12 protein-coding genes are annotated in these 15,752 nt (G+C 65.8%); 4 read left to right on the forward strand and 8 right to left on the reverse strand.

What is annotated here, in order from left to right:
• Positions 1-37 precede the first annotated feature (37 nt).
• The 3 genes from DGI_RS05680 to DGI_RS05690 all read right to left on the reverse strand — a co-directional run bounded on the left by DGI_RS05680 (position 38) and on the right by DGI_RS05690 (position 2,815).
• On the reverse strand, positions 38-532 hold the full coding sequence (locus DGI_RS05680; protein WP_021759839.1) for a universal stress protein: 495 nt from the start codon (positions 530-532) through the stop codon (positions 38-40).
• Between the two features lie 22 nt (positions 533-554).
• Positions 555-1,532 (reverse strand): protein kinase family protein, encoded by a 978-nt coding sequence (locus DGI_RS05685; protein WP_021759840.1) that lies wholly within the window; start codon positions 1,530-1,532, stop codon positions 555-557.
• Positions 1,533-1,615: 83 nt separating this feature from the next.
• The gene (locus DGI_RS05690) at positions 1,616-2,815 is read right to left on the reverse strand and encodes a hypothetical protein (RefSeq protein WP_027193222.1); all 1,200 of its coding nucleotides are present in this window, start codon (positions 2,813-2,815) and stop codon (positions 1,616-1,618) included.
• Positions 2,816-3,094: 279 nt separating this feature from the next.
• On the opposite strand from DGI_RS05690, the gene DGI_RS05695 reads away from it, so the two are divergent.
• The 4 genes from DGI_RS05695 to DGI_RS05710 all read left to right on the forward strand — a co-directional run bounded on the left by DGI_RS05695 (position 3,095) and on the right by DGI_RS05710 (position 9,068).
• Positions 3,095-5,131 (forward strand): hydantoinase/oxoprolinase family protein, encoded by a 2,037-nt coding sequence (locus DGI_RS05695; protein WP_327023513.1) that lies wholly within the window; start codon positions 3,095-3,097, stop codon positions 5,129-5,131.
• Complete coding sequence (locus tag DGI_RS05700) at positions 5,128-6,735, forward strand: hydantoinase B/oxoprolinase family protein (protein ID WP_027193221.1); 1,608 nt, start codon at positions 5,128-5,130, stop codon at positions 6,733-6,735. Before DGI_RS05695 ends, DGI_RS05700 begins: the two co-directional genes overlap by 4 nt.
• Before the next feature lie 66 nt (positions 6,736-6,801).
• Positions 6,802-7,638 carry a hypothetical protein gene (locus DGI_RS05705; protein ID WP_021759844.1) on the forward strand — a complete coding sequence of 279 codons (837 nt, stop codon included), beginning with the start codon at positions 6,802-6,804 and terminating at the stop codon, positions 7,636-7,638.
• A 2-nt stretch (positions 7,639-7,640) separates the two neighbouring features.
• Complete coding sequence (locus DGI_RS05710) at positions 7,641-9,068, forward strand: hypothetical protein (RefSeq protein ID WP_021759845.1); 1,428 nt, start codon at positions 7,641-7,643, stop codon at positions 9,066-9,068.
• Between the two features lie 85 nt (positions 9,069-9,153).
• Here the strand turns inward: DGI_RS05710 and DGI_RS05715 are convergent, their stop codons facing one another.
• From DGI_RS05715 to panC, 5 genes are all read right to left on the reverse strand, one after another.
• Positions 9,154-10,554, reverse strand: a complete 1,401-nt coding sequence (locus DGI_RS05715; protein ID WP_021759846.1) for an IS701 family transposase — start codon at positions 10,552-10,554, stop codon at positions 9,154-9,156.
• 524 nt (positions 10,555-11,078) lie between these two features.
• Entirely contained in the window at positions 11,079-12,626 is a 1,548-nt protein-coding gene (gene nifA, locus DGI_RS05720) for a nif-specific transcriptional activator NifA (protein ID WP_021759847.1), read from the reverse strand.
• A 241-nt stretch (positions 12,627-12,867) separates the two neighbouring features.
• Positions 12,868-14,037: a methionine adenosyltransferase gene (metK, locus tag DGI_RS05725; protein ID WP_021759848.1), complete on the reverse strand. Its 1,170-nt coding sequence runs from the start codon at positions 14,035-14,037 to the stop codon at positions 12,868-12,870.
• Positions 14,034-14,741, reverse strand: a complete 708-nt coding sequence (locus DGI_RS05730; RefSeq protein WP_021759849.1) for a DUF502 domain-containing protein — start codon at positions 14,739-14,741, stop codon at positions 14,034-14,036. The genes metK and DGI_RS05730 overlap by 4 nt, the downstream gene beginning before the upstream one ends.
• Before the next feature lie 26 nt (positions 14,742-14,767).
• A complete protein-coding gene (gene panC / locus DGI_RS05735; protein ID WP_021759850.1) occupies positions 14,768-15,622 on the reverse strand; it encodes a pantoate--beta-alanine ligase in 855 nt (284 codons plus the stop codon).
• Positions 15,623-15,752 lie beyond the last annotated feature (130 nt).

Here is a 15,752-nt window from a genome sequence, read left to right on the forward strand (position 1 = left end):
CGCTGCGATCTTGCCGCCCCGGACGGTAGCCGATGCCTCAGGCCACCACCCACACCGTGCAGCCCTTGGCCAGATGCATGATCTTGTTGGACACGCTGCCGAAGATGAATTCCTCGGCCTTGGACAGCCCCCGCCGGCCGATGACCACGGTGCCGAAGTCATCCTGCTCCATGTGTCGCAGGATCTCCAGGGAGACGGAGGACCCGCGGCTGCAGAACGGGGCGCCCGGCTCGGCATGCGGGCTGTTGCAGGCGGCCACGTATTGCTCAGTGACGGATTCCGCAGGCAGCCCGCCTTCCAGCAGGGCCTGTCGGGCCTGCGCCAGAAACGCCTGCATGATCTCGCGATTTTCCAGGCAGGCGTGCCGCCAGGAGGCATCGTCGGCAAAGGTGTCCCGTTCCGGCAGCCGCTCCACGTGCAGCAGACGGACGCGAAACGTGGGATTCGTCCCCACCATGGCGCCGGTGTAGCGCACGGCGCGCATGGAGTTGTCGGAGCCATCCACTGCCAGCAAGATGTTCTTGGCGTTCACGGCATCCTCCTCTGATGGTGCGTCACTGCAGGGCCTGCAGCACTGGCCGCAGATCATCCAGCAATTCCGTCACAGATTCATAAAAGACAGGCGATCCCGCAGCAAAATGCAGCAGGATGCGGTTCAGGTCTTCCGGGATGTAGGGAATAATCTTGCGAAGATTCATCACCCGGTGGGTGAACATGAGGGACATGTCATCGCTGGTGATGGACTGCACGGCGGCAGGGTCAAAGCCGCGGGTGTGCAGGTCGTGGGTGGTGTACAGATCCTTGCCCACCAGGTGCAGCAGGATGTTGCCCAGGCCCCAGATGTCCAGGCCGAAGGGGTTTTCGTTGGACTGAAAGGCGTAGTCGAAGTCGATCCACCGGCAGCGGCCGGTGCCGTGTTCCACAAACAGGTGGTCCCGCCGCACGTCGCCGTGTTTTTCCTGGTGCGCGTGCAGGAACTCCATGGCTTCGCATGCGGCGATGAACCGGGCCAGATAGTCGGGAAGATATTGTCGAAAATAGGTGGGATGATCCACTTCCAGGGCCGCTACCACCTCGTCGATGGGCTTGCCGCGGATGATGTCCAGCACGCGCACATTGTTGCCCACGACGTCATGGAAGCAGTGGCCCTGCATGAATCGCGCATCGCCGCGCACCAGATCCAGGATGCGGGCCTCCTTTTCCGGGCTGCGGTGGCATTGGATTTCAAGCTGGCCGATGCGCAGGGGAAACCGCTCGTGGAACACCAGCTTGAGGATTTTGCTCTCCCCGCTTTCCAGATGGCGGCAACGCTTGACCCAGTACTTGGGGTCCTCCAGGCCGAAGCGGCGCTCGGCCTCGTCCCGGTAGACAAAAAAATGGTTGTCTTCCAGGAAGATGATGTCGCCATAGCCGATCCGGGTGAACTCGGTGGTGTCGGTGACGAGCCGGCCGCAGCGGGAGGTGGTGAATTCGGGGCAATACGTCTGCAGCAGCTCGCGAACCCGGGTGCGATCGTCGTGAGATGTGGGCATCGGCGCGCTCCGATTGAAGGATTCCCTGCAGGGAGATGCCATCAAGCATAGCGCATTCGACGCGGCTTGTCATGATCCGATGGTCAAAAAGGCGTTGTCTCCGTGTCGCACAGCAGGCGGGTGAACTCCCTGCCCAGCCGGGCGGCGCGGGCCAGACCGTCCTGGCTAAGCCGGGAGGGCACGTCCAGGGGCGTATGGCGCAGGGGGTCGCCATGGCTGTCTGCCAGGCGCAGGTAGGGGATATTCTTCCAGAGCAGCACGGCCGGATCGTCCGGTGGCAGGATGCGCCAGGCCTCCACGGCGACACCGGAGGCGGCCGCCGTCTCCTGGAGCCGGGAGCACAGGGACGCCATGGCAGGGGAGACGGCCACCTCCAGCGCCCCCTCGCGGCCGCCCAGCGCGCCCAGCTCCAGCACGAATCCCGGGGCGCGGCCGGCGCGAAACAGGGCATCGCGGCAGGCCATCTCGCCAAATCGGCCCAGGGTCTGGGCCCCGGCGGCGCAGAACAGCGTTTCCCGCCAGCCTTCCCAGGCCGCCTCCCAGCTCAGTTCCCGGGCCAGATGCAGCAGCAGGGCCAGGCCGGCGGCACCGTCCATGGCATGCACGCCGTTCCAGAAACTGTCGTACCGGGCGAGGATCAATGCCGGGGGCTGGATGGCCCCGGGCAGGGCGAACAGAAGATTCTCGGCCGCGGCCTCGCGCATGCCGCCGCGCACGTCCAGCACCGCCCGCAGGGGCTGGCTGTGTCCGAGCTGCTGGAACAGGGCGAGGGCGTCGTGTCCGGAGATGCTCACGGCCGGGATGAGGCCCTGGCCGCCATCCGGCGAACAGGCCACGCAGCGGATGGCATGGCCGGGCAGATCCGTGGCCAGAATGGCGGCCGCCGCGCCCTGGGCGCAGGCGCGGGCGTAGCAGGCCTGCAGATCGCGGCCGCGCAGGCAATGCACCGTGCCGTGCCGGGGGGCAGGGGGGACTGCGCCGGGCGTGGCCGCGGCAGGCGGCGCCTCCAGGACGGCTTCCAGGGGCGTGCGAACGGGCCTGGAGCAGGCCACGGGCTCGCACACCAGTTCCCGGGCAGCGCCGGCGGCGTCCAGCACGCGCAGCCGGGCTTCCTCCAGCAGGTAGTTGCGGAAGCGGAACTTTTGCCGCCCCAGGGACAGGCCGATGGCGGCCATCTCCTGACTGACGAAGCCCTTGACGCGATCCACCGCCTGGGCGCCCATCCAGCGGGCGCCAAAGCTGCACAACGCCTCCACCGTGGCAAAGATGGCATGTCCTTCCATGGTCCGTGAGGAGGCCTCCACATGTTGAACGATGCGGACGTCCCGTACAGACGCCCGCCGATGCACACGGGGAATGAAAAAACAGTGCCAATGCGGAAGTAGTGGAATTGTTCAGCAAATGACGACAGCACAGGGCGAAGATTGACGGAACTGTCAAAGGGTGCGTGGCAATTATTTCAAATTTGTAAAAATTGATACAACTTGAATTGAAGCATGCGATGCTCGGCCGCTCGCACCGTCGGCTTGCGTTCAAACATCCTTTCTGCCATGCCTTGTCCCATGAATGCCATGCATGTGATCGGGGTGGATACGGGTGGCACGTTTACGGATTGCTTGTGTCATGACGGCCTCGGCTTCCGCGCCCACAAGCTGCTGTCCACACCGCAGGACCCGTCCCACGCCGTTATCGAGGGCGTGCATGTTCTGGCGTCCGATGGGGTGCGACACATCCGCCACGGCTCCACCGTGGCCACTAACGCCCTGTTGGAGCGCCGGGGCGGGCCGGCGGCGCTCATCGTCAATGCCGGTTTCGAGGATTTGCTGGCCATCGGCCGTCAGGCCCGGCAGCGACTGTATGACCTGTTTTATCGGCACGAGCCGCCGTGCATCGCCCCTGCCCACTGCTTCGGACTGCCCGGCAGGCTGGACACGCAGGGCCGGGAGCTTCAGCCCCTGGACGAAGCCGCCCTGACCCGGGTGGCGGCGGCGGTGCAGGCGGCCGGCGTGCAGGCCGTGGCCGTGTGCCTGCTGTATTCCTTCGTCAATCCGGCCCATGAGCTGCGCGTGGCCGAGGTCCTCGTGCCCCTGGGGCTGCCCGTGAGCCTGTCGCATCGCATCCTGGGCGAGTTCCGGGAGTACGAGCGCGCCAGCGCCACGGCGGTGAACGCCTATGTGGCTCCGAAGATGCGCCGGTATCTGACCAACATCGAAGCCGGCCTCGCGTCCGGGGATTCCCTGCGGGTGATGCAGTCCAACGGCGGCGCCATCACGGCGGCCACGGCCCGGCAGGAGCCGGTGCGCACCATCCTGTCCGGCCCGGCCGGGGGCGTGGTGGCAGCCTGGAAAGTGGGCAGGGCCGCCGGCTTCGACCGCCTGCTGACCTTCGACATGGGCGGCACCTCCACCGACGTCTCCCTGCTGCACGGTGGTCTGTCCATGACCACCCAGACGCACATCGCCGGCCTGCCGGTGCGCATTCCCATGCTGGATATCCACACCGTGGGCGCGGGCGGCGGCTCCATCGCCAGGCTGGATGCCGGCGGCGCGCTGCGGGTGGGGCCGGAAAGCGCCGGCGCGGACCCTGGCCCGGTCTGTTACGGCAAGGGCGAGGCCATGACCGTCACCGATGCAAACTGCCTGCTGGGCCGGCTGTTGCCGGATTATTTTCTGGGGGGACGCATGCGGCTGGACCGCGACCGCATTCGCCCCGTATGCGAGGCCCTGGCGGCGCAGGCCGGCATCTCGCCCCTGGAACTGGCCGAAGGCGTGCTCACCGTGGCCAATGCAGCCATGGAACGGGCCCTGCGGGTGATTTCCGTGGAGCGCGGGCATGACCCGCAGGAATGCACCCTGTTTTGCTTCGGCGGAGCCGGCGGGCTGCATGCGGCTTTTCTGGCGCAGACGCTGGGGGTGCCGCGGGTGCTGGTGCCGCAGCATCCCGGCCTGTTCTCCGCCCTGGGCATGCTCCTGGCCGACGTGCTCAAGGACTACTCCCGCACGGTGATGCAGCCCCTGACCGCAGACACCGCGGCCGGCCTGGCCGAGGCCTTCGCCCCGCTGGAAGGCCGGGCCCGGGAGGAGCTGCAGGCGGAGGGGGTGGAGGAGTCCGCCATGCTGCTGGAACGGACCCTGGACATGCGCTACGTGGGCCAGAGCTTCGAGCTGGATGTGGTCTGGCCGGATGCGACGCCGGATGCGGAGCCGGGCGAGACTTCGGATGCCGACACCTTGGCCGCCGCCTTCCATGCCCGCCATGCGGCCGCCTATGGCGCGGCCTTTGCCGACCGGCCCGTGGAGATTGTCACCCTGCGCCTGCGCGCCCGCGGTCTGCTGCCTCAGCCGGCCATGCCACCGGCGCCCCTCGTCGGGGAGACGCCCCCTGCCGCCGCGCTGCTGGCCACCCGGCCGGCGGTGTTTGACGGTCGGGAATATGCCACGGCCGTCTGGCAGCGCGAGGCCCTGCAACCGGGCAACCGCCTGCCCGGGCCGGCCATCGTGGTGGAATACTCCGCCACCACCGTGGTGCCGCCGCAGTGGCAGGCCTGTGTGGACGGGCTGGGCAATCTGCTCCTGACCCTGTCTGCGGAGGACGCATGACCATGGCCGCTCCCCGCTGCTCGCCCATTGCCTTGCAGGTGTTTGCCCACCGCTTCGCCGCCGCGGCCGAGGAGATGGGCGGCACGCTCATGCGGGCGGCTTTTTCGCCCAACATCAAGGAACGTCGGGATTTTTCCTGCGCCGTGTGCGACGCCGCCGGCGGTCTGGCCGCCCAGGCCGCGCACATTCCCGTGCATCTGGGGTCCATGCCCCTTTCGGTACTGGCGGTGATGCAGACTGTGCCCCTGGACCCGGGGGACATGGCCGTGTGCAACGATCCCTTCCGCGGCGGCACGCATCTGCCAGATATCACCCTGGTGGCTCCGGTGCATGCGCCGGGAGAGACCACGCCGCGGTTCTACGTGGCAAACCGGGCGCATCATGCGGACGTGGGCGGCATGTCTGCGGGGTCCATGCCTCTGTCCACCTCGCTGTTTCAGGAGGGGATCATCATCCCGCCCCTGCGGCTGGTGCGGGCCGGGGAGCTGGATCGGTCCCTGCTGTCCCTCATTTTGGCCAACGTGCGCACGCCGGCCGAGCGCGAGGGGGACTTCGCGGCCCAGGTCATGGCCAACCTGGCCGGCGTGGCCCGGTTGCAGGCGTTGATGTCGGAGCACGGGCCGGACGTCATGACTGCCATGGCCGCCGCCCTGCAGGACTATGCCGAGGCCCTGTGCCGCAGCGCCATCGCCGCCCTGCCCGACGGCGAATACGGCTTTGAGGATGTGCTGGACGGCGACGGCGTGGCTGCCACGGACATCCCCATCCGCGTCCGCCTGCGCATCCAGGGGGATGCCATGGAGATCGATTTTTGCGACAGCGCAGACCAGACGGCGGGCTCGGTGAACGCCGTGCGGGCCATCACGCTGTCGTGCGTGCTGTACGTGCTGCGCTGCCTGCTGCCAGACGGGGCGCCCACCAATGCCGGCTGCCTGCGGCCGGTGACGTTGCGCACCCGGCCCGGCTCGGTGGTGGACGCCCTCTTTCCCGCGGCCGTGGCCGGGGGCAACGTGGAAACCAGCCAGCGCATTGTGGATGTGCTCCTGGGAGCCCTGGCCCAGGCTGCGCCGGGGCGGTTTCCGGCGGCATCTCAGGGGACCATGAACAACCTGACCCTGGGGGGCCTGGATTCGCGTCGGCAACAGCCCTTTGCCTATTACGAAACCCTGGCCGGCGGCCATGGCGCGTCTGCGGCCGGCCCCGGGGCCTCGGGCGTGCATTCGCACATGACCAATACCCTGAACACGCCCGTGGAGGCCCTGGAATATGCCTGCCCGGTGCGCGTGCGGCGTCTGGCCCTGCGGCGGGAATCCGGCGGGCAGGGCCGCTATCGCGGGGGCGACGGGCTGGTGCGGGAGCTGGAGGCGCTGGAGGCCATGGAAGCCACCCTGCTGGGCGAACGCCGCACCCGCGGCCCCTGGGGGGTGGCGGGGGGCGGCGCTGGCGTGCCGGGGCAGGCGCAGCTGCTCAGGCCCGGGCAGCCGGCGGCACCCCTGCCGGGCAAGATCCGGCTGCATCTGGAGCCGGGGGACGTGCTGCGGCTGGAGACGCCAGGGGGTGGGGGGTACGGCCATGTCCAATCCCCGCGTGACGGGGTGGATTGATTTTTGGGGCGACATGGGGAAAGGTGCATTTTTGGCAGGGTGGGAAAGGACGTCGAGGTCAGCATCATGCGGACGCTGGGGTTTTATGCGGCAGGCATCGGGTTTTTCGTGCTGCTGTATGGTAGTGTGTTTTTTACGGGACGGATCCGTGAGCGCGTGATCCTGCTGGATGCGTTGATCGCCAGCACCACGCCTGCGGTGGACGTCCTCATGCAGGGGCCGCCGCCTTCCACGCATGGCGAGGCCACGGCCATCGCCCTGGCGCGCGCCATCTACGACCGCATCAACGCGCCGCTGCTTCCGGATGCACTGGACTGGTACGAACGTCTGGAAGGCTTGTCGCCCCTCAATGTCAGCGCTGCCACGGCCCTCAGGCATGGCGGCTTTGGCCTCAAGGGGCACGCCCGCTTCGGACCGTGCACCACCATGTCGCGCACGCTCATCCTGGCCTTGCGCCGGCTCAAGATCCAGGCCCGGGCCTTGTATCTGGAAGCCGACGAGCGCGGCCTGGGTGGCGGACACCAGATGGTGGAGTTCTGGGACGAAGGCATGTGGAAGGTGATTGCCCCGTCAGACAACGCCTTTGTCTGGCGCACGCACGAGGGGCGTGTGGCCACGGCGGCGGAAATAGCCGCCTCGGCAGAGGTGTTTTCCCAGGTGTACGAGGCCTTTCCCCACTATCAATACCTGTTCCATAACATCACACGATTTTCGCTGCCGGATGCGCCGGGCTGGCTCAAGTCCCTGGTGGGCATGATCCTGCCTGACGATGGCTTTGGTCCGGAAGCGCCTCTCTTTTTCCATTCGCCAAGGGGCCTCATGCTGCGCCTGTGCCTGGTGCTGGCCAGCCTGTGCGCCGTGGCGGCCATCTGCCTCAGGCCCAGGCGATACCAGGACGAATGATCATGAACGCATTGCGGATGGTTGCGGCGTGGCTGCTGATGGCGGCCGGTCTGGTGTACGCTTGTTTCGTGTGCGCCGGGCACGCGGATGCTGCCGAGACGGTCTCGGCGGCGGAGATTCGCGCGCTGGAGTCCCTGTGTCTGGAGGGGCAGCCGTCCCTGGCCATGGCGCAAGCCGCGGCCATCCTGGAGCAACCCGGAACTGCCGATGCCCCGGCGCTGCTCTCCCTGCTTGGCCGCATGCATGACGCGGTGGCTGAATTCGACCGTGCGGCGCAGTATCATCGAGAGGCCCTGGACAACGCCACGGCCCTGCATGGCGCGGGGGATCCGGCCCTCATCCCGTACCTCTCCGCCCTGGCGGTGCATCATATCCATATTGGGGATCTGGACGGTGCCTCCCGCTGGTTCGAGACAGCCGAGGCGGTGGTGACGCAGGGGCTGGGTCCGGAGCACCTCAATGCACAGGCGTTTCTGGATGTCCTGTCCTCGCTGGCCCTGCTACGGCACGATCCGCAGGCGGCCCAGGGCAATGCCACCCGCTCCCTGGCGCTGGCGGCCAGGCATTTGTGGCCGGAGCATCCCGCCTGCATCAAGGCCATGGGACTGCTGGGCGAAGCGATGCTCAAAGGCGGGACAGCAGGAGCCGCCAAGGAGATGCTGGGCCAGGCCGTTCAGCTGGGGCAGGCCACGCTGGGGCCGCAGCATCCGGACGTGTTAGGCTTCCAGTTGCTGAAGGCCGATGCCCTGGCCCACCTCGGCGCGCTGGACGCTGCTGCGGTGCTGGCGCGGGAGATCCTGCGGCACGCGCCGGACGCCTGGGGGCCGGCCTGGCCGCGGCTGGTCATGCGGGCCGATGTCTGGCCCGTGGTCGAGGCGTTGCATCGCGCCGGGCGTCGGGAAGAGGCCATCGCCCTGCAGCGGATGCGGCTTGCCCTCTGGGATGCTGCCGGTCTGGCGCGGCATCTGGGGCGGGAAGAAGATCGCCTGCGCTTGGCCTTGCTGTTGCTGCACACGGATCACGCCGCGGAATCCCTGGAAATTCTGGAAACTTTGCTGGCCCCGGCAGTCTGGGACAGGCTGCTGTTGGTGCATTCGCCGGCGGCGTTGGCTGCGTTCGAGGCCGACATAAACGCCCGCGTGCAACTGGTGCGCACCCTGGCCCAGCTGCAGCCCCATGTGCAGCCTCGGGCCGAGACTCTGCTGGACGCCACGGCCCGCAGGCAGAGGACCTGGCCGGCCGTGCAGGCCCTGCGGCAGCGGCGGTATGCCGACACGCCCGAAGGCCTGGAGCAGCGCCGGCTACAGGCCATGTGGCTGCGCATGCAGCTGGAAGGGCCGCAGGGGGTCTCGCTGGATCTGTACGCCCGTCGCCTGGAGCGCATCGAGGCCCGCATGACGGGACCGACGTCGCCGGTGTTCGCGCCATAGTCGCGGGGGGAAAAGGGGCGCACGTGAAAAAGGCAGCCGTGGATGCAATCCAGGGCTGCCTTTTTATTACTGTCTTCTTGGGGTGTTACAGCATGCCGCGAACTTCGCTCGGCCGCCGGAGCAGGGGCATTTCGGCGAAGGCGGAGCACGACGCGAGGCGATGATGCGCCGGCACGAAGGTGAGGTCGAGCCCGGTGCGCGCTGTCGCCGCCGTGTGGGTGCAGCGGGGCAGACTTTCCCTGACCAGCTGCAGCGCCGGCTGTTCCGCAACAGGTTGCCGCGGCGCCTCGCTCCGCCTGAGGCGGGCAGCCAGGAAGAAGGCGTACGCCGCAACGCACAGGGTGGCATGGTGATGGAACCCGCGCCAGCTGTGTCCCTCAAAGTGCCCCAGGCCGTATTCCTGCTTCAGTTCCTGCTGGTCGCGTCCAATGCGCCAATGCATCTTTGCCGTCTTGACCAGCCGTTCCAGGGAGACATCTTCCGGAAGCGTGCTCAACCAGAATCGGGTGGGCGCATCCATGCTGTCCAGCCATTCCATCAGCAGCCATTCTTCCTGGCGGACTTCGCTGCGACGGAAGTCCCTGTGGCTGGGGCGAACGCGGACGGCGGCAAAGCGCGATGTCAGCGTTGCCGTGCCGCCCTCGCGCCAAGTCACCGTGCGCCAGGCAGTGGCGGGCAGTTCCCGGGCAAGGGACTTGATGGCGATGGGCTCATGGCCGGGACCGCGGCGCAGCAGCTTGGAAGGCCGGCCCCGCCGGGCGTGCGGCAAGGGCGGCAGGGGGGCCCTGCCGGCAGGCCAGACGCTGAGTTGTGACGTCACACCCACCACATACGGCAGGCCCAGGCTGGTGAGGCCATCGCGGAATGCGGTGTCCTTGCCATAGCCCACATCTGCCAGCACTGTGCCGCAGGGGATGCGTGTTTTTTTAGCGCGGTGGAGCATTTCCAGGGCGAGCTCCGGCTTGGTGGCGAAGGCGATGTCTTCCGGCACGCCGACCTTGGCGCGGCGCTGGTCGTCCTCGGCCCATTCCCGGGGCAGGTACAGCCGGTATTCCACCGGCAGGCTTGCCTTCTCATTGGCAAGAGACAGACTGACCGCCACCTGGCAATTGTCCTGCCGGCCCATCTGGCCGCAGTGCTGCCGGGCTGCGCCCGCCGAGTGACGGCCCTTGTTGGCGAAGCAGGTGTCATCGATGATCCAGACGGCATCATGCTCCGCCCTGAGCGCAGGGGCAGCCCACTGCAGCACGCGGTCGCGCACTGCTTCGTCAGACCAGTCCGACTTGGAGACAAAATGATGCAAGGCCTGGCGCTTTGCGCTGGTGTTTGCGGGATCCGCATAGGCAGCCAGGGATTCGATATTTTTTTGCTCGATCGGCAACATCAGGCCATAGCAGTAGTCCACCAGATTCCGATGGCGGTTCGAATGGCCGAGGCCTTTGCAGAGCAGTTCAAGATACCGTTCAAAGTCGTTGAGCGCTTTCATACAGCCCCCTTTGCAGCAGGAGTAGCAAACACTCTAAAAAATGTCTAGCCTGCGGAGCAGTAATAATAGTGCTGCACGCGCGAAATAAAGAGACGATAATTCAATAAATTGCAACAAGAAGTGCGGTATTCTGCACACTTGCGACGCAGGCTGGGCGGGCGGTCATTCCGGCGGCGAAACTCTATTTCACCCTGGACAGACAGGCAATTCAGGGGAGACGCACTGTAAAAGGCCAGAGATTGTACTGTTATCCGGGCCGCAACGTCTGGAGTATGTCTTGCTGCAGCTGTTGTTCATGACAATATCATGACAATGTCGCGGTGCCAATCTATGAGCCGGTATTCGCTCGCCCCCTGTTGCCACAAGGCTACAGGCGGGGGGTGGGGTGCCCGGACAGTGCCGGCGGTCAGAGAGCTGACGCCGGGGCAGGTGGGTCGCGCCGAAAATGCAATGGGCATGCCGACCCGCGGTGGGGGACAGGACGGACAGGACGGACAGGCAGACAGGGCGGGCGGCGGTGGGGCTCAATCCCGGCCGATGCCGTATTTCCTCATCCGGTAGCCCATCTGGCGTGGGGTGATGCCCAGCTCCTGGGCGGCTCTGGTCTGGTTCCAGCGGGTGCGTTCCAGGGCCGCCAGGAGCTGGTCGCGCTCCATGCTTTCCAGGGATCGGAGCTGGGAACCGTAGACGCCGGGGCTCAGGGGCGGTTCCAGACCCAGACCCGGAGACGGCGCCGCGGGGCGGGCCGGGGCGGGCAGGGGGATGTCCTTGCAGTGGATGGTCCCGCCTTCCACCATGATGGCCAGGCGTTCCATGAGGTTTTCCATTTCCCGCACGTTGCCGGGCCAGTCGTAGCCCACCATGGCGTCCAGGGCGTCGGGGGAGAGATACAGCCGGCGGTGGTATTCCTTGGCCAGCTTGTCCAGGAAATGGTTGATGAGGGCGGGAATGTCTTCCTTGCGGTCCCGAAGCGGCGGCACGGTGATGGGGAAGACGTTCAGCCGGTAGTACAGGTCCTCCCGGAAGTGCCCTTTTTGCACGGCCTGTTCCAGGTCCTTGTTGGTGGCGGCCACGATGCGCACATCCACCTTGCGGGTGCGGGTGGAGCCCACGCGCTCGAACTCCCGCTCCTGCAGAAAACGCAGCAGTTTCAGCTGGATGTTGGGTGAGATTTCGCCGATTTCGTCCAGAAACACCGTGCCCTTGTCCGCCTCTTCAAAACGGCCGATCTTGGTTTCCGTGGCCCCGGTGAAGGCGCCTTTCTCGTGGCCGAAGAGCTCGGATTCCAGCAGCGTTTCCGGCAACGAGGCGCAGTTGACCTTGGTGAAGGTGAAGCGGGCGCGGTCCGAAAGTTCGTGGATCATCCGCGCCGTGAGGCTCTTGCCGGTGCCGGATTCGCCCAGCAGCAACACCGTGGCCTTGGTGGGGGCCACTTTTTCGATGAGGGTCTGCACGCGGCCCATGGGCGCGCTTTTGCCAACAATGAAAAACCGGTGGTAGTTTTTGGAGAGCTTGGCCCGGAGGGTGAGATTTTCCCGCCGCAGATCCTCTTCCCTGGCGCGAACCTGGCGGTGGATGCTCACCAGCTGGGCGATGAGGGTGGCCACGATGGTCAGGAAGCGCACGTCTTCTTCAAACGAGACGTCTGTTTCGAAGAGCCGGTCCACCGAGAGCACGCCCACGCACTGGTTCTGCAACACAATGGGCACGCCGATGAAGCTGAGGGCGTCCTTTGCCAGGCGGCGAGAACGAGTTTTATCCAGAAATAACGGCTCGTTGTGCACGTCTGGCACCACGAAGGGCTGGGCCGTGCGGAAGATGCGGCCGGTGACGCCTTCGTCCAGCCGGTACACGCCGCGGGAGACTTCCTCTTCGGACAAGCCGTAGGCGGCGGCAATCACCAGGGCGCCGGTGTCGTCGTCCTGCAGGGTGACTGTGGCGCGGTGCATGGCCAGGGTCTCGCCCAGGACGGTCAGGATCGCCTTGAGGGTCTGATCCAGGTCCAGGGTTTGCCCGATGCTGCGGCTGATGTCGTACAGGACTTTGAGTTCGAGGTCGGCGACAAGTGGCATGGGGGGGATATAATCCCGGACTGCAAAAATGTAAAAGGGGGAGAAGGGGAGGGGAAGGGGACATCACAGCAAAAACGCCGGCCGAGGATCGCTCCCCGGCCGGCGTTGTCGTGAAACCGTCTTGCTGCGCCTGCGCCCTTTTCCCAAGGAAAAAGTCTTTGGAAAGGGGGTTCGGGGGAAGAACNAGAACCTTTCTTCAGAAAGGTGTTCCCCCGACAGCGCGTTTCAAAGGTGATTCGCGTTAGATCTTGGCGGCGGTTTTCAGGTCCGCCACGGCGTCGGTCTTTTCCCAGGTGAAGGCCACGTCTTCACGGCCGAAGTGGCCGTAGCAGGCGCTGTCCTTGTACACGGGGCGCAGCAGGTCCAGGCGCTTGGTGATGTGGTAGGGGCGCATGTCGAACACTTCGCGCACGGCCTTGGTCAGCACGTCGTCGGGCAGGTCGCCGGAGCCCATGGAGGTGACCAGCACGGAGATGGGCTCAGCCACGCCGATGACGTAGGCGATCTGCACTTCGCAGCGCGGGGCCAAGCCGGCCGCCACCACGTTTTTGGCGATGTAACGGGCCATGTATGCGCCGGAGCGGTCCACCTTGGAGGGGTCTTTGCCGGAGAAGGCGCCGCCGCCGTGGTTGCCCATGCCGCCGTAGGTGTCCTGGATGATCTTGCGACCGGTGAGCCCGCAGTCGCCCATGGGACCGCCGATGACGAACCGGCCGGTGGTGTTGATGAAGATGCGGGTGTCCTTGTCCATGTATTCGGCAGGCAGCGTCTTCATGATGACCTCGGCCTTCACGGCGTCGCAGAGGTCCTGGTAGCCCACATTGGGGCTGTGCTGCGTGGCGATGACCACGGTGTCGATACGGGCGGGCTTGCCGTCCACGTATTCGAAGCACACTTCGGTCTTGCCGTCGGGACGCAGGAAGTCGAGGATGCCTTCCTTGCGCACGAAGGTCAGGCGGCGGGCCAGTTTGTGGGCCCAGAAGATGGGGGCGGGCATGAGGGTGGGGGTCTCATCGCAGGCAAACCCGAACATCATGCCCTGGTCGCCGGCGCCCTGGTTTTCGGGGTCGGAGCGGTCCACGCCCTGGGCGATGTCTGCGGACTGCTTGCCCACGGAGGAGATGACGCCGCAGGTTTCCCAGTCAAAGCCCATGTCCGAGGAATTGTAGCCGATTTCCTTGATGGTCTGGCGCACGGTCTGGGCGAAGTCGCAGTAGCCCGAGGTGGTGATTTCGCCGGCGATGAAGGCCAGGCCGGTGGTCACCAGGGTTTCGCAGGCCACGCGGGAGTGCTTGTCCTGGGCCAGCAGCGTGTCCAGGATGGCATCGGAAATCTGGTCGGCGACCTTGTCGGGGTGGCCTTCGGTCACTGATTCGGACGTGAAGAAGTATTTGCCTTTGACGGGGATCATGCCTGTTCCTCCCTGGGGGCCGCCGGCGCTGCCGGCTGGCATCCCGCACCATTGTTGGATTGCTTTTTGTAATTGTCGGGAACGAGAATCCCGCCGGACATGATGAGCTTCATGGAATCTTCCACGGACATGTCCAGGGGAATGACGTCGGTTTCCGGCACCAGCAGGTAGAAGCCGGAGGTGGGATTGGGGGTGGTGGGCAGAAAGACGTTGATGACCCGGTGGTTGGTCTTGTCCTGCACTTCCCCTTCCGCCACGCCGGTCACGAAGGCCATGGCCCAGATGCCGCGGCGGGGGTATTCAACCATCACCACCCGCTTGAATTCCTTGCCGCTGGTGAGGAGCAGGGTGTCCACCATCTGTTTGATCCAGCTGTAGACCTTGCTCACAAAGGGGATGTAGCGCATGAGCCGTTCGCCAATTTCCACCAGCTTGCGGCCAAGGAAGTTGCGCACGAACATCCCGGTGACGAACAGGATGATGATCACCAGCAGCAGCCCCAGGCCGGGGATGCGCACGGGCAGGTAATTCTCCGGACGGTACTGGGGGGGCAGCAGCAGCAGCGACATGTCCACCCAGGTGATAAGTAAGTTGATGAGAAACACTGTGGCCAGGATGGGTAGCAAAAAAAGCATCCCGGCAAGAATATTGGCCCGAAAGACGTTCTTGCTTTCGAGAATCTGACGACGGATGAAATTGAGCACAGGTATGGGGCGTTGCGCCGCGGGATTTAAGGGTGAGGCTGTAGCAGCAGGTTGTCGATGAGGCGTGCCTTGCCCAGTCGCCACGCCACGGCGGCCAGCGTGGGACCTTCCAGCCGAGAGGCTGGGACGAGCGTTTCCGGATGCACCAGGGAGATGTAATCTTCCGCCCCCACCGCAAGGTGTTGCCCATACCACGAACGCAACTCGCTGGCAAGGACGGCGGCGTCCCGTTCGCCGGCATCCACCAGCTGCTGCAGACGTTGCAGCCCGGCATGCAGGTGCGGGGCGGCCCGGCGCTCTTCGGCAGTCAGGTACTTGTTGCGGGAACTCATGGCCAGACCGTCCGCCTCGCGCACGATGGGCCGACCCACGATCTGCACCTCGAAGTCCAGATCCCGCACCATGCGCCGGATGATGGCCAGCTGCTGCCAGTCCTTTTCCCCAAATACGGCCAGATGCGGCGTGGTCAGGTGGAACAGTTTGGCCACCACGGTGCACACGCCGCGGAAATGGATGGGCCGTGTGGCCCCGCACAACGGCGCAGCCAGTTCCGGCACCTCAATCCAGGTGCCATGGTCCGGGGCATACATGGTCCCCGGTTCCGGGCAAAACAGCGCATCCACCCCGGCTTCTGCGGCAAGGCGGGCGTCACGTTCCAAGTCTCTCGGATAGCTGGACAAGTCCTCCGCAGGGCCGAACTGGGTGGGGTTGACGAACAGGCTGCAGAGCACCACGTCGGCATGCGCCCGGGCCCATTGCATGAGGGATACGTGCCCGGCATGGAAAAATCCCATGGTCGGCACCAGGGCCACCGTGCGGCCTTGCCGCCGCGCCTGGGCCGCAACCTGGCGAATTTCCGCCGGCAGAGTCAAAACATCCACGTGGCAATCTCCGGAAAAAAGCTGGCCCTTGGGCTGCACTGCCCAACATACCCGAAAGTTGCGAGAGATGTCCAGGCATGGGAACGGGAGCATAGCGGTATGGCTTGCGCCCCGCGGGTACATCATGGTA

The sequence above is a fragment of the Megalodesulfovibrio gigas DSM 1382 = ATCC 19364 genome (genome assembly GCF_000468495.1).
GTDB classification, from domain to species: Bacteria; Desulfobacterota; Desulfovibrionia; order Desulfovibrionales; family Desulfovibrionaceae; genus Megalodesulfovibrio; species Megalodesulfovibrio gigas.

Excerpts from the sequence above, each read along its gene's own strand:
- DGI_RS05685 (WP_021759840.1), bottom strand. The coding sequence starts at position 1,532 with ATGCCCACATCTCACGACGATCGCACCCGGGTTCGCGAGCTGCTGCAG.
- DGI_RS05690 (WP_027193222.1), bottom strand. The coding sequence starts at position 2,815 with ATGGAAGGACATGCCATCTTTGCCACGGTGGAGGCGTTGTGCAGCTTT.
- DGI_RS05695 (WP_327023513.1), top strand. The coding sequence starts at position 3,095 with ATGAATGCCATGCATGTGATCGGGGTGGATACGGGTGGCACGTTTACG.
- DGI_RS05700 (WP_027193221.1), top strand. The coding sequence starts at position 5,128 with ATGACCATGGCCGCTCCCCGCTGCTCGCCCATTGCCTTGCAGGTGTTT.
- DGI_RS05705 (WP_021759844.1), top strand. The coding sequence starts at position 6,802 with ATGCGGACGCTGGGGTTTTATGCGGCAGGCATCGGGTTTTTCGTGCTG.
- DGI_RS05710 (WP_021759845.1), top strand. The coding sequence starts at position 7,641 with ATGAACGCATTGCGGATGGTTGCGGCGTGGCTGCTGATGGCGGCCGGT.
- DGI_RS05715 (WP_021759846.1), bottom strand. The coding sequence starts at position 10,554 with ATGAAAGCGCTCAACGACTTTGAACGGTATCTTGAACTGCTCTGCAAA.
- nifA (WP_021759847.1), bottom strand. The coding sequence starts at position 12,626 with ATGCCACTTGTCGCCGACCTCGAACTCAAAGTCCTGTACGACATCAGC.
- metK (WP_021759848.1), bottom strand. The coding sequence starts at position 14,037 with ATGATCCCCGTCAAAGGCAAATACTTCTTCACGTCCGAATCAGTGACC.